Raw genomic sequence first — 19,075 nt, forward strand, 5'->3', positions numbered from 1 at the left:
CAGGGTGAGCAGCCACTGCTCACCTTTTGGGGTTGAAAGGGGATTCATTATGCGGCAATCTGTGCAGGAAATGATCGCGCAGTCGAAAGGCAAGAAAAACAAACAATTCGTGGAAAAATTGATACCGTTCATTTTGTTCCTCATTGCATCGGTATCCGTGTTGACAACAATCGGCATTATGCTGACGTTGATCGTTGAAACAATCACTTTCTTTACCAGAGTATCCATAACAGAATTTATTTTTGGCACAACGTGGCTGCCATTCTCCAATAAAGAAGCGCAATACGGGATTCTGCCGCTTATTGTGGGAACGCTGAAAGTGACATTGATTGCGATTTTGGTAGCAGTCCCGATCGGTATTTCAGCAGCGATTTACTTGAGTGACTACGCCAGTGAAAATGTAAGGCGGGTATTGAAACCGATGCTCGAAGTTTTAGCGGGGATTCCTACAATCGTTTATGGATTTTTCGCATTGACATTCGTTACACCAGTGCTTCAAAGCATCTTTCCTGATATTAAGATATTCAATGCCATCTCACCGGGTATTGTCGTCGGCATCATGATTATTCCGATGATTGCTTCCCTGTCAGAAGATGCAATGTCATCTGTACCGAAAAGCATTCGGGAAGGTGCACTTGCAATGGGCTCTACAAAATTCGAAGTGGCCTGGAAGATTACGGTGCCTGCCGCTATGTCAGGAATCGTAGCATCTGTCGTGCTTGCGGTGTCACGCGCTATTGGCGAAACAATGATTGTTTCCCTGGCGGCCGGCTCGACACCTCGGTTCGATGGTGATTTCACCGGTTCAATCCAGACTATGACAGCTTATATTGTTCAGGTCTCTAAAGGTGATGCGGGATACGGCACAACAATTTATTATTCTATCTACGCTGTTGGCTTCACCCTATTCCTTTTCACGATGATCATGAATATTGCAGCCAATTATGTCTCTAAACGTTTCAGGGAGGAATATTGATATGAGATATATTGAACATGACACTGTCGTCAGACGGATGAATGGAAGAATGGTCGTCAATACTATTTTCAAATCAATTTTCCTTCTTGCGACTTTGACAGCTTTATTAGCGCTTTTTGTTTTGATGTACCAGATTGTTACACAGGGGATCAGCCACTTATCATTCGGCTTTCTGACGAATTTTGCTTCCAGGTTTCCGGAACAGGCGGGTATTAAAGCAGCGCTGATCGGCTCGATATGGCTGATGGCTGTAGTTGCTCCGACCTCAATAATCCTGGGAGTGGGATCGGCACTCTATCTGGAGGAATATGCTAAACAAAATCGGATAACGACTTTTATCCGAATGAACATATCAAATCTTGCCGGTGTTCCTTCAGTCGTCTTCGGTTTGCTTGGACTTACCATTTTCGTCCGGGCGCTTGCACTGGGCAACAGCATCCTGGCAGCGGGATTCACCATGAGCCTTTTAATCCTGCCGGTCATCATTGTGGCTTCTCAGGAAGCGATTCGTTCAGTGCCCGGAGAACTGCGGGATGCATCGTATGGAATGGGTGCAACAAAATGGCAGACTATAGTAAAAATCATTCTGCCAGCAGCGATTCCCGGAATTCTGACGGGAAGCATCCTGGCGCTGTCGCGAGCTATCGGTGAGACCGCTCCATTAATCGTAATCGGTGTGCCGGTCATCATTCAATTTCTTCCGGCAGGAGTCATGGATACTTTTACCGCCCTGCCCATGCAGATCTATGACTGGTCCAGCCGTCCGCAGCCGGAATTCCAGCAAGTCGCAGCAGCAGGCATCATCGTCTTGATGGTTGTTCTCCTGTTGATGAACTCAGTCGCAGTATTTATCCGCAATAAATTCGAGAAACGCTATTAGAGTGGAAGGGGTTCTACTATGTCAACAACACATGCATTAGACCAAAAAAGCAAAACTGCAGGCTACGAATCAGAAGAATCAATTGCATCGGCATCCAAATCAGTTTATGAAACGAATCAATTGAATCTTTGGTACGGTGCCAATCATGCGTTGAAAAATATTGAATTGGATATAAAGGAAAATGAAGTTACGGCAATCATCGGACCTTCAGGATGCGGCAAGTCCACATATCTGAAGACGTTGAACCGCATGGTGGAACTGGTTCCATCCGTAAAGACTTCCGGTCAGATCCTTTACCGCGGCCGTAACATCTTCGATAAGGATTATGGAGTGGAGGAATTGCGGACGCGTGTCGGCATGGTTTTCCAAAAGCCGAATCCGTTCCCCAAATCCATTTATGACAATATCGCATACGGGCCACGTATCCATGGCATTAAAAATAAAAAAATTCTGGATGAAATCGTGGAAAAAAGTCTGCGCGGCGCAGCCATCTGGGATGAAGTGAAAGATCGCCTGAACGAAAACGCCTACAGCATTTCCGGTGGACAGCAGCAGCGGATCTGCATCGCACGCGCATTGGCGATTGAGCCGGATGTCATTTTGATGGATGAGCCGACTTCTGCGCTCGATCCGATCTCAACATTAAAAATTGAAGAACTTGTCCAGGAATTGAAGAAAGATTACAGCATCATCATTGTGACGCATAATATGCAGCAGGCTGCCCGTATATCGGATAAGACGGCGTTTTTCCTCAACGGCGAAGTAATCGAATACGATAAGACGGACACCATTTTCTCAAACCCAATAGACAAACGCACAGAAGACTACATTTCCGGCAGGTTCGGCTAAGAAAGGGAGCGTTCCATTTTGTCAGTACGTGAAAAATTCGATACAGAATTGCATTCATCTCAAGACCAACTGATCCAGTTAAGTACGATGGCAGTTGATGCTCTTGGGAAATCGGTCAGTGCGCTGCTGAATCATGATATCGATGCGGCACTTGAAGTCATCGAAGATGATGTCAAGATCAATAGGCTGGAAGAAGAAATCAATGACCGCGTAATCTTGTTGATCGCTAAACAATCTCCAGTTGCAACGGATTTGCGGAGATTAATCGTCATCATCAAAGTAGCGACAGATATGGAGCGGGTAGGGGACTATGCGGTGAATATCGCAAAAGAAACCATCCGACTCGGAAAAGAAGAGCATTTGGCTCCGATCGCACAGATCGAGAAAATGCATAAACTCGCAACGGCTATGCTGATGCAAGTGATTGATGCTTTTGTCGAAGAAGATGTGGCGAAAGCAAAAGAAATAGCGGAGCTCGATGATCAGGTGGATGCCCTTTATGGACAGGTATTGACACAGTTAATGCTTGCGGGTAGCGAAGATCCCGACAAGATTAGCCAGATTACCCAATTGGCGTTTATCGGCCGATACATGGAAAGGTCAGCGGATCATGCCACAAATATCGCGGAACAATTATTCTATCTGGTGCGCGGCAGGCATTACGATTTGAATAAATAAGGATGGCACGGCGGGATTCTTTCCGCCGGCTATTTTTATGGCTTTGAAATTTCATTTGCCCTGCAGATATTTTATGGATTTTATCAGTAGACTTTATTGTGATATATGCTATAATAATTAAGTCGTATAGATCTTGCTTATTTAAAAATGATCTTTGAAAGAATTAGGAGGGAAACCGATGCGTGTTAACATCACTTTAGCTTGTACAGAATGTAGCGAACGTAACTACAGCACTGTTAAAAATAAGCGCAACAACCCTGAGCGTCTTGAAATGAAAAAATATTGCTCACGTGAACGAAAAATGACTTTACACCGTGAAACGAAGTAATGAATGGACCGCCAAAACCTCTGGGTTTTGGCTTTTTTCTTTTAAAGGGGTGCCTGTTATGGATAAATCGAGCCAGCGAAAAGAAATGATCAAAGAGTTAAAGGCAATGGATCCGAAAGATCATCAGGAAAAATCCGAAGCAATCATAAAGTTCCTCATGGAAGAGGAATCATTTCAGCAAGCTGAAGTAGTAGGACTTACTATATCAGCATTTCCAGAAGTTGATACCCGAATGCTTATTGAAGAATGCTGGAAAGCCGGTAAAAAGACCGTGGTGCCGAAATGCGAACCGCTTTCACGCACAATGGATTTCAGGGACATTAAAGACTTCGGTCAATTGGAAACTGTATATATGAAACTTCTGGAACCTATAATCGAAAAAACGGAACCTGCAGAGCCTGAGCAAATAGATTTATTGATCGTTCCTGGTGTAGTTTTTTCACATGACGGCTACCGGATCGGGTTTGGCGGAGGTTATTATGACCGCTACCTGACGGATTATAAGGGACCAACCATATCTCTTGCATTTGCCGGCCAGCTTAAAGATTCCGTGCCAGTCGAGGCCCATGATATACCAGTGCAGCGTATCTGCACGGAGGACGGCTGCCGTGAAGCAAAGCGGGTGAACCGATGAATAACTTATATGATGTAATGCAGCTGTTGAAGAGATATGGCACAATAATCTATACAGCAGATAAAAAAGCGGACCTGCATTTAATGGAAGAAGAAATCAGGGAACTATATCATTTGCAATTCATTACTGCCAAAGAATTTTCCACAGCTTTGCTGATTTTACGCAGCGAACAGAATAAAATCTAAAAGAATTTCCGTTTTTTTGAAACTTTCCGGCGTTTCATCCGTCTATTAAGAGGGTAAATATTATGTTGAGGCTATGTAATATTTGAGTAAACATTGGATTCACAATTGGACTGTAATTTCAAAAAGAAATGGAATTGATTATGAATGAAAAATTGTATCGAAAAGAGGAGGATGTTTTGGGATGTTAAAAAGAGAATGGCCTAAACATTCAATTCTTGCAATCGCGATCATCGCAACCTGGTTAAAAACCTATATTGTGTATAAAACCGCATTTTCGATTACGATTGATAATGCATTGCAGGAGTTTATCTTGTTTATTAATCCGTTAAGTATGCTGTTGTTCCTGTACGGTTTGGCTCTGTTCTTCAAGAGTGAGAAAGCTAAAAACCGTTACCTTCTTGTAATGACTTTAGTGACATCAGCTATTTTATACGGAAATGTTGCTTTCTACCGCTTTTTCAGTGATTTCATCACGTTGCCGCTGTTATTTCAAACCCAGAATTTCGGAGATTTGAAATCCAGTGCTGCAGCCAGTATTTTCTGGACAGACATATTTTACTTCTCGGATTTCCTGATTGTTTTGCTGGCGATTAAATTTCTGCCAACAGTCAAAATCAGCGAAAAAGCTTCTTCTGTTCAAAGAAAAGCATATTTTATCCTCTCAGCCGCTTTGATGTTTTTCAACTTAGGTTTGGCTGAGGCAGAACGTCCGCAGCTGTTGACACGGAGTTTCGACCGGGAGATGCTTGTTAAAAACATTGGTATGTACAATTACCATCTTTATGATGTGTATATTCAATCGAAATCACAAGCGCAGCGCGCGCTGGCAAATGGCTCTGAATTAGTGGAAGTGACCAATTATGTGAGTTCCACCCAAGCGGAGCCGTCAGAAGAAATGTTCGGCGTTGCCAAAGACCGCAATTTAATCGTAGTAACACTTGAATCGCTTCAAACTTTCGTGTTGAACAATGAGATGAATGGCGAGACTATCACACCGTTCATGAATGAATTGACGAAAGACGAAGATACGATCTACTTCCCGAATTTCTATCATCAGACCGGACTCGGGAAAACGTCCGACTCGGAGTTCATTCTTGAAAATTCACTTTATCCACGTGGAGGAAGTGCTGTATTCTTCACACACAGTGGCAATACCTTTAATTCCATGGCTGAAAAGTTAGGGGAAAACGGTTATTTCACGAATGTTCAGCATGCCAACACGAAAAGTTTCTGGAACCGGGATATCATGTATCAGGCTTTTGAAATCGATGAATTCCAGGACGTAGAAAGTTTCACAGTTGAAGAAGGCCAGGCTGTGAACTGGGGTATGAAAGATGTTCCGTTCATGCAGCAGTCGGTCGAGCATATGACTGAAATGCAGCAGCCGTTCTACAGCCGTTTACTGACATTAACGAATCATCATCCATTCTATTTGGATGAAGAAGACAAATTGATTTCTGAGTTCGATTCCAATTCAGGTACATTGAACCGTTATTTCCAAACGGCAAGATATCTGGATGAAGCAGTTAAAGAATTGTTCGATCAATTGAAAGCCGAAGGATTATATGAAAATTCCATTATCGTCATGTACGGTGACCATTACGGAATTTCCGAAAACCATAATGCGGCGATGGCCCAGTATCTTGGGAAGGAAATAACGCCTTATGAAACCGCTCAACTTCAAAAAGTTCCTTTCTTTGTGCATATTCCAGGATATGGTGAAGGCCATGTCAACGAAGAGATTGGCGGCCAAATCGATATGCGTCCAACAATCTTGAATCTGATGGGTGTAGAATCGGATGGAGATATCCAGTTCGGTGATGATCTGTTTTCAGAAGAACATGAAGAGTTCACAGTGTTCCGCGATGGACGATTTATTACTGGAGAAAATGTTTATGCCGCTGGAACATGCTATGACCTGGAAACAGGTGAAATAGATGATCCGACGGGGTGTGAGCCGTTTATTGACCGCGCTCTGCAACAGTTGAATTATTCGGAAGCGATCATCAACGGCGACCTTTTGAGATTTTATGATGAAGAAACCGGAGAACTTCTGACGGATGAAGCTCCAGCTGCAACAAACGCAAAAGAATAAAAAAATCGGACCTTTGATAGGTCCGATTTTTTATTATCCTATAAAAGGATATAAAAAACTGCCGCACAAGTGTACGGCAGTTTTTCTCGATTTAAATTGGTGCTGGAAAGCCTTGAGTGATTGCAGTAGCTACCGCAAAGGCTCCAAAAATGGCAAAAGTTCCGAAATTAAATAAAAATCCTAACACTTCTTTGTTTTTCAATGTCTGTACAGTACCTATTGCCGCCAAAACAGCGATAAGGCCAAAAATGAGTACTAATAGCCAACCTGAATCCATATATATGACACTCCCTTCAACATTAACAGCCAGTGCCGTCGTGTTCTATACTATTGTAATGAATTTAAATTGTTTTGTCGAGCGTGAAAAGTGGCATTCCCTTGAACATTCAATTGAAAAACTCCATGATATAATTAAAATCGAGGTGAAAAAAATGTTGAAAATTGAACAATTGGAATTAGGTCCTGTGCAGACAAATTGTTATATCGTTTCGAATGAAGAAAAGGAATGTCTTATATTTGATCCGGGTGAGGAAGAAAATAGAGTCAGGGAGCTATTGAAAAAACGCGCTCTCAAGCCTGTGGCGATACTGTTGACACACGCCCACTTTGACCATATCGGAGCGGTGGATGCGCTTCGTGATTTTTACGATGTCCCTGTCTATCTGCATCATTTGGAAAGGGAGTGGCTTGGCCGTCCGAACTTGAATGGCTCCGGCAAGTATGCGGCTTTGCCGGATTACCGGATAAAAGATGCGGATGTACTGATCAATGATGAAACAGAACTTGTGCTGGGTTCTTTCAGGATGGATCTATTACATACTCCTGGACATTCACCGGGCAGCCTCACTTTTTCATTTCCGGAGGAAAGGTTCGCTATTGTCGGCGATACATTATTCCGTGGGAGCATAGGGAGGACTGACCTGATAGATGGCTCTGAAACGAAACTGCTCCGTTCGATCCGCACATCGTTATTGACACTGGCTGCGGACACCGTATTGTTTCCGGGGCATGGTCCGGATACGACTCCGGCTGAAGAAGAAAAAAGCAATCCGTTTCTTTAAACCTGCGGATTCAATTACCAAATTAAAAAAGCGGCCAATGCTGGCCGCTTTTTTTTGGTTATTAGTTTGATTAATGCATTCCACCAGGAACGTGGATGAACGTTGAGTAGTATGTGAAGCCGACGAAGAATACTGTTAAGTAAGCCGCGAAGATATAAAGATACATACGCTCAGAAATATTTAAAAATCCTAGAAGTACAAAAAATCCGGTGTTGGCAACCATCAATAAAGAAACTTCCACCATATCGCCTACATAAAACAGAACTGCGAAAATCCCAGTCCACCATCCCATTAATTTAAACATGTTATTCATGGGTAATCCCTCCTTTGCCACAACACAATAATCTCATATTTATTATATAGGAAAGCGAGTCGATGTGTAAACCGCGAGTTCCGCTTTCTTTGTGACAAACCGGTGTAATATGGCAATAATAAATTTTGACAGGGGGCATCTGATGGAGTATCGCACTCCAAAAATGATTTTTGCCCCGAAAAGCGGGGGGTAAAAAATTATTATGGCACAAACTATAGCGCTTGGAAAAAGTGGTGGTTATACTATGGGGGAACAGTGAGGCGGCGCTGTTCAAATCCGGACAGGAGGGAATCATGCAGGAAATTATCGAACGGAAATGCGCCGAGCTGCTTCAAAAAGCAGCAGACTGTGACACGACTGATATCCATATCCAACCCGCACCTTCTTGCTATAAAGTTTCTTTCCGCTCATTTGAAGGATTGCGGCAGGTAACACAAATCCCCTTTGATTTTGGCGATCGGATGATTGCTTATTTCAAATATCTATCCCTTTTAGACATGAGTGAAAAAAGAAAACCTCAAACAGGCTCCTTCCATCTTCCCATAGAAAACAAATCCTTTTATTTTCGTATTTCCACTTTGCCTTCTGTTTTAACTAAAGAAAGCATCGTTATTCGTATTATGCCGGATGAAGCGGCGAAGCCGATCCATGAACTGGCGGCTTTCCGTGATTCGGCTAGATTGCTTGAAAAATTGTCCGAAGCGGGACAAGGTTTGATTCTGCTGACCGGACCGACCGGCTGCGGCAAATCGACAACGCTCTATTCGCTGTTGAAACACTGCTCAGATAAACTGAACCGCAATATCATAACGCTTGAAGATCCGGTGGAGCGAAAAAACCAGGCAATCCTGCAAATTCAGGTCAATGAAAAGGCAGGTTTGGATTACGCAGCCGGTTTAAGAGCTATTTTGAGGCATGATCCGGATATCATCATGATCGGCGAAATACGGGATGCTGAAACTGCCCATATTGCAGTGCGGGCTGCATTAACCGGACATCTTGTATTTTCTACGATCCATGCCCGCCATTCTGTGGGCTGTCTGCACCGGTTGAGAGACCTTGGAATATCTTATGAAGATATGTCACAGACCTTGATCGCGGTATCCGCACAGCGCATCGTGCCGGTATTCGCGGAAATGGGCGATGACAAACCATCTTACCGTGCTCTATACGAAATCCTGCACGGCAATCGACTGGAAGAAGCATTGGTCGCCGCGAAGGCGAATAAAGCTTACCTCCTGCCTGAACGTCTTTCTTTTATCGGCCAGATCCGGGAAGGGGTGGCGATTGGTGCGTTTGAGCGTCAGGAAAAGATCACAGAAGATCCATCTGCGTGACCGCAGCCGCTTTCTTGAAAGATTGGCCGTCCTTCTTACGGAAGGTTATTTACTGCCGACTGCGCTTACTCTGCTTTTGCCGATCCACAGCAGAACGCTCGAAGCTGCGGAAGCGGGCTTGAGCTCGATATTAAAAAGTGGAGGCAATGCTGCAGAGTTGTTGAAATTTTTGGGCTTCAAAGACAGTGTGCTTTTTCCGGTGGAGATTGCTGAACATCATGGCAGGTTGTCCGAATCATTAGAGAGTATTGCAAAGAGTTTTGGAAGAACTGAACAGGTACAGACGAAATTGAGGAATATATTGGTTTATCCAGTATCTTTGCTCGGGTTCACTTCTTTGCTGTTTCTGTTTTTCAGGATGAATTATGTGCCGAATCTGACAGAATTGATGTCTTCATTGCAAAGCGGCGATGACAGTAAAGGCGTCCCGGCCTATTTACTGAAATTGCCGGATTATTTTATTGCGGGTATGTCTGTATGCCTGTTCAGTGCCTTTGTTTTTTGGAAGATATTAAAAGCTCAAAAGGTCAACATACAGATCAATTGGTTATTGCGTATTCCTATTGTGAAAAAATACATCAGACTTTATTGGTCGCATTTGATTGCCCGGGAACTCGGCACGTTGGTCCATAGCGGGATCTCGCTTCAGGAATCGTTGAAGGTTTTGACTGAACAGAACCATCATACGGTCGTCCGCTTCATCGCTGAACGCGTTAAATCTGAAATCATCCAGGGGCAGCCATTGTCGACGGCTGTTGAACGGATGGGAATTCTTTCTTCCGATATGCCGGCATTTCTGAAGCACGGTGAACTGACAGGATTTTTAGGGAAAGAACTGATCCTGTACAGCGAAGTTCAAATGGAACAGATTGAGCAGCAGACCCAAAAATGGCTGAAAATTATTCAACCCACATTTTTTATCATTATTGCAGCGTGTATCGTCGCCGCTTATTTGGCGATTTTATTGCCGATGTATAATCTGGTCCATACAATTTAAGGAGGAAAATTAAATGAAGAGACTGAGAAACCAAAAGGGCTTTACGTTAATTGAAATGCTGATAGTCATGCTGATCATCACTGTACTGATAGCTATCGCGATTCCGAATGTATCGAAACAGACTTCAGCAGTGGATGATAAAGGGTGCAAAGCTTTTGTCCAAATGGTCCAGGGTCAAGTGGAGTCTTACCGGATGGATTTGAAAGCGGTTCCGACGGTTACAGACCTGGTAGATGAAGGATACTTAAAAACAGGTGAAACCAATTGTCCGAACGGAGACATCGTAAATATATCTATTGATGGTGTTGTGTCATCGTCCAAACCGCCGGCTTAACCAATAAGGGTTTCTCGCTGCTGGAAGTATTGATCGTTTTGGCACTGCTCATGGCGACAATCGGCATCGGTTTGCCGGCATATAACCAGATTGCGGTGCAAAAAGAAGAAGAACGTTTTTTTCAGCTTCTCAGAAATGATATCTATTTTGCGCAAACGGAAGCCTACAGCAAAGGTGTAACGGTTACTATCATGTTCAGGGGAGTGGGCAGATACGATATCTTGCGAGATCAGCACAACATCATTTCTTCACGGCCGTTCCCAAAATCAATTGTATGGAAAAGTGCCAGTAATCTGACTGCCATCGGTTATTTGCCAAGTGGATCGGTGGCCGTATCCGGCACTTTGGTTTTTACGACCAGCACAGGCGATAAAACAATTGTCGTACATCTTGGCAAAGGAAGGGTGGTTTTTTCTGAATGAAAAGGGCCTGTCATGGGCGGAAACGATGCTTAGCCTGCTGATTATCTTTATGCTGTTCGGGACCTTGATGCCGACTATGCAAAAAATGCAGCAGACACTTGATGATAAGCAATTGCGCGCCACCGCTTTTGAGACCTTGCATGAAGCGGCAAAGACGATTAAAGCTTATGGCGCCATACAGGGGGAACGCACGGTCAATGGTGTAGTATTCAGCTGGGATTATCACAGCAAGTTATGTGTGCAGTATAAAAACTATCGGTCATCACAAGAGATAATATGCCTGGAATAAAAATGGGGATCCGCAGATTTCATTCACAAGCAGGGTTTATTTACTTCGATGCGTTGATTGATCTGCTATTAGTGGCTGCAATCATGCCGCTCATCATCCTGTTTTATTTGTATACAGCGGAATATATGGCAGACCTGGATGCCGGGGAAGTGGAGTGGCGCTTGTTTACAGCCGAAATGCAAAGCTATTTGACGAACGTTGACGCTATAGAAATCATCAACGACGGAAAGGGATTCCGTGTCGTCCAAGGCGTCAACGAATACGATATAGAAGTATATGGTACCTTTATTCGAAAACAGAGACTCTTTCAGGGGCATGAAATTATGTTGACCGGCATAAGCAAATGCACTTTCAGCATCGAAGGAAGAAGGCTGACCATATATGCAATCCGTTCAAACGGAAAAGAAGAGAGGGCCGAATATGCCATTACAGGTCCTTAAATCCGAAAAAGCTGCCGCTTACCCGGTAACTATCATTTTCTTTCTCGCAGCTGTTATGATCCTGTCGCACGCCGCAACGCTATATAGCCAACATTATAAAATATATGATGGATTGGAAAATATGCACCGGCATGCTACTATACAACTACTGGCAGAAATCGAGAAAAATAAAATACCTGAGTGATTTGGGTAGTATCGGGTGGTAGGATGAAAAGAATTTATTTGGTCGGATTTATGGGGTGCGGAAAAAGTGCTGTCGGCAGGCGGCTCAGTTTTCTATTGAAAATGCCATATTATGATATGGATAAAGAAATCGCGAGACAAATGGGAATGACCGTGGCGGCGATATTTGAAAGCCGTGGAGAGGCATATTTCAGGGAGCTGGAAACACAATTTCTGCAAAATCTGAAAGACGAAGATTGCATTGTTTCCACCGGAGGCGGCGTTGCAATGCGCCCCCTCAATAGAAAAATAATGCGCCAAACGGGACTTGTATTGTTTCTGGATGCGCCATTTCGGGAAATTTGGCGAAGGATCCACAAAGATCCCAAAAGGCCGATTGTGGTGAATTCGACGAAAGAGCAGATAGAAGCCTTGTATAAAGCCCGTTATCCTCATTATAAAGCAGCTGCCCATATTACAATCCGCACTGAATTCCGAACGCTGCGGCAGATTACTCAATATGCAGCTTTTCAAGTGAATCGGTTAAAAGGCGGATAATGAACGGTCATACATGATGAATGTTCGGTTTTCAACTCTGTGCTTAAAAAAGATTGCGCTTACCCTTCAATAATGTTAGGATATAGACGAAGTTATACGATTCTGTATAGCGCTATGGACCAATCATTTTGATTTGGGCGGATGAAAGCACGGGGAGAGTACGCAAAAGCGTCGCCGAAGGAGCAAATGGCAGCAGCCGTGAATCTCTCAGGCAAAAAGACTCGTGCCGGACGCATCTCTGGAGAGTGTTGCTCTGCAACTACCAAAGAGGAAAACCGTAACGGTAAACTTTCAGGTTCCAGGACAGAGATTTCCCTTAACAGGGGAATCTCTGTCCTTTTTTTGTGGGCCAAGCAAAAACATTTGTTATTAGCAGGAGTCTCTTGGAAAGTGTATTTTATTGTCCAGACTCCAGCGCCCAGACTCTCGAGGCGAGGTCATAAGCCGCTTTGGTTTTGCGGCTGAAAAGACGCCGCTTCACCAAAGCGTCTTATGCTTGTCGAGTCTAAGCGGGCGCTTCCGCTTTTCTTATGGGATTTGATCAAAGAGGAGGAAGTTGAATGGGAGAGTTAAAACGTACCCCGTTATTCGAGTCATACTCTCAATACGGGGGTAAAACAATCGATTTCGGTGGCTGGGAATTGCCGGTGCAATTTTCAAGCATCAAAGATGAACATGAAGCTGTAAGAACAAAGGCAGGACTTTTCGATGTTTCGCATATGGGGGAAATCCTTGTGTCTGGACCGAATAGCCTGGAATTTCTTCAGAAACTCCTGACAAACGATATTGCCAAAATCAAAGATGGACAAGCTCAATATACGGCTATGTGTTATCCTGACGGCGGGACTGTCGACGATCTTTTGACTTATCGCTTTGACGAAGAAAATTACATGCTTGTGGTCAATGCCTCAAATATCGAAAAAGATTTTGAATGGATGCAAAAACACTCGATCGATGGTGTCGAGTTAAAAAATGTTTCTGATCAATACGGATTGCTCGCACTGCAAGGTCCACTTGCCGAACAAGTTCTACAGCGGCTGAATGAAGAAAGTTTGACGGATATCAAACCTTTCCGCTTTAAAAAAGACGTTTTAATCGGCGGTTATCCGGTTCTCATTTCCCGCACTGGTTATACCGGAGAAAACGGTTTTGAAATATATGCTTCTCCTGAAGCTGCCATAGCGTTATGGGACGATATATTAAAAGAAGGAAAAGATGACGGTGTTATTCCGGCAGGTCTTGGCGCACGGGATACATTGCGTTTCGAGGCTTGTCTGGCGCTTTATGGCCAAGAACTGACAAAAGATATTTCTCCATTGGAAGCAGGCATCAATTTTGTTGTTAAACTTGCTAAAGATGATTTTGTCGGGAAAGAGGCTCTTGCCGGCCAAAAAGAAAATGGCATTCCACGTAAACTTGTTGGCATTGAAATGATCGACAAAGGAATTCCGCGTCACGGCTATTCAGTTTACTTGAACGATGAAAAAATCGGAGAAGTGACTACCGGGACACAATCACCTACATTGAAAAAAAATATCGGACTTGCACTTATTTCCACTGAACATGCTGAAATTGGCAAGGAACTTGAAGTGGAAATCCGCAATAAGCGCCTGAAAGCTATTACAGTAGAAACGCCATTTTATAAACGCAGCAATTAATTTCAATTGAAAAGGGGACAGCTATCGATGAAACATCGCTATTTACCAATGACGCCTCAAGATGAAAAAGCAATGCTCGATACAATCGGCATCCAGTCGATCGATGAATTATTTGCCGATATTCCGGAGAAAGTAAGGTTCAAAGGCGAATATAATATCAAACCGGCAAAATCAGAAAGTTCATTGACTAAAGAATTGTCGCAATTGGCTGCAAAAAATGCCGATTCCAATACGTATGCTTCTTTCCTTGGAGCGGGAGTTTATGATCATTACAAACCAATTATTGTAGATCACGTCATTTCGCGTTCGGAATTCTACACTGCCTATACACCATATCAGCCTGAAATTTCACAGGGTGAGTTGCAGGCGATTTTTGAATTCCAGACAATGATCAGTGAATTGACAGGTATGGAAATTGCCAACTCTTCGATGTACGATGGCGGAACATCACTTGCTGAAGCGGGGATGCTCGCTGCCGGGCATACACGCCGTAAAAAGATTTTAGTTTCGCGCGCGGTGCATCCAGAGTCTCGTGACGTTGTGCGTTCGTATGCACTTGGACAGTCCATCGCGGTGGAAGAAATTCCATTGAAAGATGGCCATACAGATCTTGATGCTTTGAAAGAAATGATTGACGACAATACAGCAGCTGTTATGATCCAGTATCCTAACTTCTTCGGCCAGGTTGAAAATCTGAAGGAAATCGAACCGATCGTCCACGAAGCTGGTGCATTGTTCACTGTATCCTCAAACCCATTAGCACTTGGGGCTTTAACACCTCCAGGTAAATTGGGCGCGGATATTACAGTGGGGGACGCCCAGCCATTCGGTATCCCTGAAGCATTCGGCGGACCTCATTGCGGTTATTTTGCCGTGACTAAAGCGCTGATGAGAAAAGTGCCTGGACGTCTAGTTGGTGAGACGACCGACGAAGACGGGCGCCGTGGATTTGTATTGACTTTACAAGCGCGTGAGCAACATATACGCCGCGACAAAGCCACTTCGAATATTTGTTCGAACCAGGCGTTGAACGCTCTTGCTGCATCTGTTGCCATGACTGCACTTGGCAAAGAAGGCACGAAGGAAATGGCTATCCAGAACATTACGAAAACCTACTATATGAAACAGCAATTGATAGCAGCCGGCTTTGAAATCGCTTTTGAAGGAGCGCATTTCAATGAAATCGTTGTAAAAACCGGTGCTTCAGTCAAGCAACTGAACGCTTCTCTATTGCAAAAAGGGATGATCGGCGGATACGATCTGGGCTTGAGCTATGAAGAATTTGATGGCCACATGCTGATTGCCGTTACTGAACAGCGCACTAAAGAAGAAATCGATGCATTCGTGCAGGAAATGGGGGCTACTCATGCATAAAGACAACCAACCGCTCATTTTTGAAATGACTAAAGAAGGCCGTGTCGGCTACAGCCTGCCGGAACTCGATGTACCTGAAATCGATCTTGCTGAATTATTGCCGGAAGGACTGGTACGCGTTGAAGCCGCCGATCTGCCGGAGGTTTCTGAACTTGACATCATGCGCCATTATACGGCATTATCAAAACGCAATCACGGTGTCGATTCCGGTTTCTATCCATTAGGTTCGTGCACAATGAAGTACAACCCGAAAATCAACGAGTCCGTTGCAAGATATTCCGGATTCGCCAATATCCACCCGCTGCAGGATGAGTCTACAGTGCAAGGTGCTATGGAATTGATGTATGACCTTCAGGAACACTTGAAGGAAATAACGGGCATGGATGAAGTGACGCTTCAGCCGGCTGCCGGAGCGCACGGGGAATGGACAGGATTGATGATGATCCGCGCTTTCCACGAAGCAAACGGTGATACAAAACGCACGAAAGTCATCGTTCCCGATTCAGCGCACGGTACAAACCCTGCGTCTGCGACTGTAGCTGGATTTGAAACCGTAACAGTTAAGTCAAATGAACACGGACTTGTCGATCTGGAGGATTTGAAACGCGTAGTCGGGGAAGATACGGCTGCTTTGATGCTGACTAACCCGAATACATTGGGTCTTTTCGAAGAGCAGATCCTGGAGATGGCTGCCATTATCCACGAAGTCGGCGGCAAGCTCTATTATGACGGCGCAAACTTGAACGCCGTTATGTCCAAAGCGCGTCCTGGCGACATGGGCTTCGATGTTGTCCATTTGAATCTTCATAAAACATTCACCGGCCCTCACGGAGGCGGTGGACCGGGATCAGGTCCAGTAGGCGTCAATAAAGATTTATTGCCATACCTGCCAAAACCGATTCTTGTCAAAAAAGATGGCATGTTCGCATTTGATTACGACCGTCCACAGTCAATCGGACGAGTTAAACCGTTTTATGGCAACTTCGGAATCAACGTCCGCGCTTACACGTATATTCGTTCTATGGGGCCGGATGGCCTGAAAGCAGTAACGGAATACGCGGTGCTGAACGCAAACTATATGATGCGGAGACTTGAGGAGCACTTCGACTTGCCGTATGACCGCCATTGCAAACACGAATTTGTATTGAGCGGCCGGCGCCAGAAGAAACTAGGCGTGCGAACGCTTGATATGGCTAAACGCCTGCTTGACTTCGGTTATCATCCGCCGACAATCTACTTCCCATTGAATGTAGAAGAAGGCATGATGATTGAACCGACTGAAACTGAATCGAAAGAAACGCTTGATGCTTTCATCGAGGCAATGATCCAGATTGCGCGTGAAGTGGAAGAGAATCCTGAAATTGTTCAGGATGCGCCTCATACCACAGTCATCAAACGCCTTGATGAAACAAAAGCTGCGCGGAAACCGGTTCTTCGTTACCACAAAGCTGAATAGGATACCAAAAAGGCCTGGGAGCAAATTTGCTTCCAGGCCTTTTTACATTTCAATTAAAATCCGATAAAGGAATCGGCTTCCTGCCAGTTATTGCGTTCAGCTCTTTTATTCTGCTGCAGGAGTTCTTCGATGCGTTTTTCATACGCTGAGTCTCCGTCATAATGCCAGTTCAATGCACTGGACATATAAAGCTCGTTCAGCTGTGAGATTGACAATCCTTTTGTCCGGCTTGCCATGTCCGATAATTGCGCTTCAGTAAAAATATTATTGATGTCCAGTTTTTGAAGATAGGTTTTTCTTAACTTTTGGGAAGGTGAAGGAATTTCATACGCCCGGTCGAACCGTCCCGCTCGGTTGATCAAAGCGGGATCGATCTTTTCAGGATAATTGGTTGTGCCGATGACGAATAATCCTTCACGTGCTTGAGTGCCGTCCAGCGTATTCAAGAAGACAGAGCGGGTATATTCCGGCATCGAGTCGATGTCTTCGATTACCAGGATGGCCGGAGCAAGCCTTGAAACGATGCTGAACACTTCCTGGATGGTGGAACTGTTCGTATACTCCGTGATCTGCCAATAGACCACAGGTGCTTCTGTCGATCCGGTGATCGATTTGACCAGCGTCGTTTTGCCGTTGCCTGGAGAACCATATAGTAGAATTCCCCGTTTATACGGAATGCCATAATTTCTGAAAAACTGTCCATCGTCTTTGAAGAATTCATCAATGGACCTGAAAATATCCTTTTTGACGGGCTCGTCCAGGATGACGTCAGAACGTTCGATGATGGCATGTGTACTGAAATTCCGGCGGCGGACACCGTCGTCCGTATCAACGAGAAATGTGATGTTATTCATCAGCATCTGCCGCAGCAGTTCATCGATCGCCTGTAAGAAGCTGTGTGCAGCTTCGACAGATTTTGCATAGCATTGAAATTCCGGCCAGCTTGTTTCTGCATGTGTATAGAAAGTCAGTTGGGTAACTGCGACATCATGTTCCGGAAAATAAATGATCCGATTTTCAAAAGTCGTGTCAATTGAAAGATTTGTGCTGTGAAGATCTTCAGCTGCATTTGTAATTCTGCCCTGTGGACGCGCTTCATAGATGAAGGCTAAAGTTTCATACTCCAGCTGCCTTTTTTTCATCATGTCCAGAAGGTGGCTGTGCAATTGCATAAAAGGTTCTGAAACGTCGATATGTTTCCAAGATCCCATCGAACGGTCGTTGAGGCAATTAAAAATCTTATTTGACACTTCAGCAATGTTTGCATAAACAGGCAAACTGTCTTTTAGGCTTGGATGGTGAGGGAAAAGGATATTTTCTGTCATTTCAGGCCTCCGTAAAGCGGATTTTTTGTAAAAAAAGCTCTTCCGGATGGAAGAGCTGTCAGTTAGGATTTTGATTTGATTTTGCCGGTCCATTGTTTGAACCCGCCTTGCAATTGATACAATTGATCGTAGCCTTGTTTCTTTAAGTAAATTGCTACACGGCCTGCGCGCGCACCATTCTGGTCATACAAATAAACGGGCTTGTCTGACCGTATTTCTTTGTGGCGCTGGCGTAATTGAGTCTGTGGAATATTACGTGCTCCCAGGATATGGCCGGCAGCGAAATCTTTAGGCTCACGCACGTCGATCAGCTGGGCTTTTCTGTAGCCTTCAATAAACTGGTCCTGCGTCAAAGTAGTGACTGCTTTTTTCATTCGGAAATATGACACCAACGCGTAAACAATAATCGCGAATAAAATCGCTGCGATAAAATACAAGAATTCCAATGGTCTTTCCCCTTTCTATTCTATCTTCATTATAAAAGATAACGGCCTTTTAATTCAATGGCAATATTGGCGGAAGCAGGAGAAAAAGAGGCGATGCTGTGAAATTTTGGAGATAACGGTCATATTAGCCATCATGAAAATTTATCATTTACAAAGGAAGGCAAGAAGCTTGAGACACACTTAATAAAGGATTCAATATTTAGATATATTATCTTGTTTAAGGTAAAAAGCAGACACAGCAAGAGGTTGCACGAAGAGATTCGACAATAATTACATAA

The 19,075-nt window shown here is 44.1% G+C and carries 23 protein-coding genes and 1 riboswitch; of the genes, 19 read left to right on the top strand and 4 right to left on the bottom strand.

Going from position 1 to position 19,075, the window contains the following annotated elements:
* Positions 1-49: 49 nt before the first annotated feature.
* The 8 genes from pstC (at position 50) to AC2Q9J_RS08190 (ending at position 6,625) form a co-directional block, all read left to right on the top strand.
* The gene (gene pstC, locus AC2Q9J_RS08155) at positions 50-976 is read left to right on the top strand and encodes a phosphate ABC transporter permease subunit PstC (RefSeq protein ID WP_499038847.1); all 927 of its coding nucleotides are present in this window, start codon (positions 50-52) and stop codon (positions 974-976) included.
* A gap of 1 nt (position 977) precedes the next feature.
* Positions 978-1,856: a phosphate ABC transporter permease PstA gene (gene pstA, locus AC2Q9J_RS08160; RefSeq protein WP_499038849.1), complete on the top strand. Its 879-nt coding sequence runs from the start codon at positions 978-980 to the stop codon at positions 1,854-1,856.
* An 18-nt stretch (positions 1,857-1,874) separates the two neighbouring features.
* Positions 1,875-2,705 carry a phosphate ABC transporter ATP-binding protein PstB gene (pstB, locus tag AC2Q9J_RS08165; protein WP_499038851.1) on the top strand — a complete coding sequence of 277 codons (831 nt, stop codon included), beginning with the start codon at positions 1,875-1,877 and terminating at the stop codon, positions 2,703-2,705.
* An 18-nt stretch (positions 2,706-2,723) separates the two neighbouring features.
* Entirely contained in the window at positions 2,724-3,383 is a 660-nt protein-coding gene (gene phoU / locus AC2Q9J_RS08170) for a phosphate signaling complex protein PhoU (protein ID WP_499038853.1), read from the top strand.
* 178 nt (positions 3,384-3,561) lie between these two features.
* Positions 3,562-3,711 carry a 50S ribosomal protein L33 gene (gene rpmG / locus AC2Q9J_RS08175; RefSeq protein ID WP_081986929.1) on the top strand — a complete coding sequence of 50 codons (150 nt, stop codon included), beginning with the start codon at positions 3,562-3,564 and terminating at the stop codon, positions 3,709-3,711.
* Positions 3,712-3,769: 58 nt separating this feature from the next.
* The gene (locus AC2Q9J_RS08180) at positions 3,770-4,345 is read left to right on the top strand and encodes a 5-formyltetrahydrofolate cyclo-ligase (RefSeq protein ID WP_499038857.1); all 576 of its coding nucleotides are present in this window, start codon (positions 3,770-3,772) and stop codon (positions 4,343-4,345) included.
* Complete coding sequence (locus AC2Q9J_RS08185) at positions 4,342-4,530, top strand: YqgQ family protein (RefSeq protein WP_499038859.1); 189 nt, start codon at positions 4,342-4,344, stop codon at positions 4,528-4,530. Before AC2Q9J_RS08180 ends, AC2Q9J_RS08185 begins: the two co-directional genes overlap by 4 nt.
* Before the next feature lie 181 nt (positions 4,531-4,711).
* Entirely contained in the window at positions 4,712-6,625 is a 1,914-nt protein-coding gene (locus AC2Q9J_RS08190) for an LTA synthase family protein (RefSeq protein WP_499038860.1), read from the top strand.
* A gap of 91 nt (positions 6,626-6,716) precedes the next feature.
* Here AC2Q9J_RS08190 and AC2Q9J_RS08195 read toward each other — a convergent pair whose 3' ends face one another.
* Positions 6,717-6,902, bottom strand: a complete 186-nt coding sequence (locus tag AC2Q9J_RS08195) for a DUF2759 domain-containing protein (protein WP_499038862.1) — start codon at positions 6,900-6,902, stop codon at positions 6,717-6,719.
* 154 nt (positions 6,903-7,056) lie between these two features.
* Here AC2Q9J_RS08195 and AC2Q9J_RS08200 point away from each other — a divergent pair, with 154 nt between their 5' ends.
* The gene (locus AC2Q9J_RS08200; RefSeq protein ID WP_499038865.1) at positions 7,057-7,686 is read left to right on the top strand and encodes an MBL fold metallo-hydrolase; all 630 of its coding nucleotides are present in this window, start codon (positions 7,057-7,059) and stop codon (positions 7,684-7,686) included.
* Between the two features lie 70 nt (positions 7,687-7,756).
* Here AC2Q9J_RS08200 and AC2Q9J_RS08205 read toward each other — a convergent pair whose 3' ends face one another.
* The gene (locus tag AC2Q9J_RS08205; RefSeq protein WP_499038866.1) at positions 7,757-7,999 is read right to left on the bottom strand and encodes a DUF2626 domain-containing protein; all 243 of its coding nucleotides are present in this window, start codon (positions 7,997-7,999) and stop codon (positions 7,757-7,759) included.
* A gap of 293 nt (positions 8,000-8,292) precedes the next feature.
* On the opposite strand from AC2Q9J_RS08205, the gene comGA reads away from it, so the two are divergent.
* The 10 genes from comGA (at position 8,293) to gcvPB (ending at position 17,026) form a co-directional block, all read left to right on the top strand.
* The gene (gene comGA, locus AC2Q9J_RS08210; protein ID WP_499038869.1) at positions 8,293-9,336 is read left to right on the top strand and encodes a competence type IV pilus ATPase ComGA; all 1,044 of its coding nucleotides are present in this window, start codon (positions 8,293-8,295) and stop codon (positions 9,334-9,336) included.
* Positions 9,290-10,333 carry a competence type IV pilus assembly protein ComGB gene (gene comGB, locus AC2Q9J_RS08215; protein ID WP_499039127.1) on the top strand — a complete coding sequence of 348 codons (1,044 nt, stop codon included), beginning with the start codon at positions 9,290-9,292 and terminating at the stop codon, positions 10,331-10,333. The genes comGA and comGB overlap by 47 nt, the downstream gene beginning before the upstream one ends.
* 13 nt (positions 10,334-10,346) lie before the next feature.
* Positions 10,347-10,667: a competence type IV pilus major pilin ComGC gene (gene comGC, locus AC2Q9J_RS08220; RefSeq protein WP_499038872.1), complete on the top strand. Its 321-nt coding sequence runs from the start codon at positions 10,347-10,349 to the stop codon at positions 10,665-10,667.
* Positions 10,646-11,089, top strand: a complete 444-nt coding sequence (locus AC2Q9J_RS08225) for a GspH/FimT family pseudopilin (RefSeq protein ID WP_499039128.1) — start codon at positions 10,646-10,648, stop codon at positions 11,087-11,089. Before comGC ends, AC2Q9J_RS08225 begins: the two co-directional genes overlap by 22 nt.
* Positions 11,046-11,378 (top strand): hypothetical protein, encoded by a 333-nt coding sequence (locus tag AC2Q9J_RS08230; protein ID WP_499038874.1) that lies wholly within the window; start codon positions 11,046-11,048, stop codon positions 11,376-11,378. Before AC2Q9J_RS08225 ends, AC2Q9J_RS08230 begins: the two co-directional genes overlap by 44 nt.
* Complete coding sequence (locus AC2Q9J_RS08235) at positions 11,366-11,818, top strand: competence type IV pilus minor pilin ComGF (protein WP_499038876.1); 453 nt, start codon at positions 11,366-11,368, stop codon at positions 11,816-11,818. Before AC2Q9J_RS08230 ends, AC2Q9J_RS08235 begins: the two co-directional genes overlap by 13 nt.
* 207 nt (positions 11,819-12,025) lie before the next feature.
* The gene (locus tag AC2Q9J_RS08240; protein ID WP_499038878.1) at positions 12,026-12,538 is read left to right on the top strand and encodes a shikimate kinase; all 513 of its coding nucleotides are present in this window, start codon (positions 12,026-12,028) and stop codon (positions 12,536-12,538) included.
* Between the two features lie 141 nt (positions 12,539-12,679).
* Positions 12,680-12,771: riboswitch (glycine riboswitch) on the top strand.
* Positions 12,772-13,098: 327 nt separating this feature from the next.
* On the top strand, positions 13,099-14,196 hold the full coding sequence (gcvT, locus tag AC2Q9J_RS08245) for a glycine cleavage system aminomethyltransferase GcvT (RefSeq protein ID WP_499038880.1): 1,098 nt from the start codon (positions 13,099-13,101) through the stop codon (positions 14,194-14,196).
* A 27-nt stretch (positions 14,197-14,223) separates the two neighbouring features.
* Positions 14,224-15,570, top strand: coding sequence for an aminomethyl-transferring glycine dehydrogenase subunit GcvPA (gcvPA, locus tag AC2Q9J_RS08250; protein WP_499038882.1), 1,347 nt, complete (start codon positions 14,224-14,226; stop codon positions 15,568-15,570).
* Positions 15,563-17,026 carry an aminomethyl-transferring glycine dehydrogenase subunit GcvPB gene (gene gcvPB / locus AC2Q9J_RS08255; RefSeq protein ID WP_499038883.1) on the top strand — a complete coding sequence of 488 codons (1,464 nt, stop codon included), beginning with the start codon at positions 15,563-15,565 and terminating at the stop codon, positions 17,024-17,026. Before gcvPA ends, gcvPB begins: the two co-directional genes overlap by 8 nt.
* Positions 17,027-17,079: 53 nt before the next feature.
* Here gcvPB and AC2Q9J_RS08260 read toward each other — a convergent pair whose 3' ends face one another.
* Both AC2Q9J_RS08260 and AC2Q9J_RS08265 read right to left on the bottom strand, forming a co-directional pair.
* Positions 17,080-18,351, bottom strand: a complete 1,272-nt coding sequence (locus tag AC2Q9J_RS08260) for an ATP-binding protein (RefSeq protein ID WP_499038885.1) — start codon at positions 18,349-18,351, stop codon at positions 17,080-17,082.
* A 62-nt stretch (positions 18,352-18,413) separates the two neighbouring features.
* Positions 18,414-18,797, bottom strand: a complete 384-nt coding sequence (locus tag AC2Q9J_RS08265) for a rhodanese-like domain-containing protein (RefSeq protein ID WP_499038887.1) — start codon at positions 18,795-18,797, stop codon at positions 18,414-18,416.
* Positions 18,798-19,075 lie beyond the last annotated feature (278 nt).

This window comes from Planococcus sp. RAB007_Raresut, from assembly GCF_057369535.1.

Bases quoted from the DNA above. Each gene is read 5' to 3' on its own strand.
- AC2Q9J_RS08185 (WP_499038859.1), top strand. From the start codon at position 4,342: ATGAATAACTTATATGATGTAATGCAGCTGTTGAAGAGATATGGCACA.
- gcvT (WP_499038880.1), top strand. From the start codon at position 13,099: ATGGGAGAGTTAAAACGTACCCCGTTATTCGAGTCATACTCTCAATAC.
- rpmG (WP_081986929.1), top strand. From the start codon at position 3,562: ATGCGTGTTAACATCACTTTAGCTTGTACAGAATGTAGCGAACGTAAC.
- comGA (WP_499038869.1), top strand. From the start codon at position 8,293: ATGCAGGAAATTATCGAACGGAAATGCGCCGAGCTGCTTCAAAAAGCA.
- pstB (WP_499038851.1), top strand. From the start codon at position 1,875: ATGTCAACAACACATGCATTAGACCAAAAAAGCAAAACTGCAGGCTAC.
- AC2Q9J_RS08190 (WP_499038860.1), top strand. From the start codon at position 4,712: ATGTTAAAAAGAGAATGGCCTAAACATTCAATTCTTGCAATCGCGATC.
- gcvPA (WP_499038882.1), top strand. From the start codon at position 14,224: ATGAAACATCGCTATTTACCAATGACGCCTCAAGATGAAAAAGCAATG.
- AC2Q9J_RS08235 (WP_499038876.1), top strand. From the start codon at position 11,366: ATGCCTGGAATAAAAATGGGGATCCGCAGATTTCATTCACAAGCAGGG.
- AC2Q9J_RS08240 (WP_499038878.1), top strand. From the start codon at position 12,026: ATGAAAAGAATTTATTTGGTCGGATTTATGGGGTGCGGAAAAAGTGCT.
- AC2Q9J_RS08205 (WP_499038866.1), bottom strand. From the start codon at position 7,999: ATGAATAACATGTTTAAATTAATGGGATGGTGGACTGGGATTTTCGCA.
- comGC (WP_499038872.1), top strand. From the start codon at position 10,347: ATGAAGAGACTGAGAAACCAAAAGGGCTTTACGTTAATTGAAATGCTG.
- AC2Q9J_RS08260 (WP_499038885.1), bottom strand. From the start codon at position 18,351: ATGACAGAAAATATCCTTTTCCCTCACCATCCAAGCCTAAAAGACAGT.
- AC2Q9J_RS08180 (WP_499038857.1), top strand. From the start codon at position 3,770: ATGGATAAATCGAGCCAGCGAAAAGAAATGATCAAAGAGTTAAAGGCA.
- AC2Q9J_RS08200 (WP_499038865.1), top strand. From the start codon at position 7,057: ATGTTGAAAATTGAACAATTGGAATTAGGTCCTGTGCAGACAAATTGT.
- pstC (WP_499038847.1), top strand. From the start codon at position 50: ATGCGGCAATCTGTGCAGGAAATGATCGCGCAGTCGAAAGGCAAGAAA.
- pstA (WP_499038849.1), top strand. From the start codon at position 978: ATGAGATATATTGAACATGACACTGTCGTCAGACGGATGAATGGAAGA.
- gcvPB (WP_499038883.1), top strand. From the start codon at position 15,563: ATGCATAAAGACAACCAACCGCTCATTTTTGAAATGACTAAAGAAGGC.
- AC2Q9J_RS08195 (WP_499038862.1), bottom strand. From the start codon at position 6,902: ATGGATTCAGGTTGGCTATTAGTACTCATTTTTGGCCTTATCGCTGTT.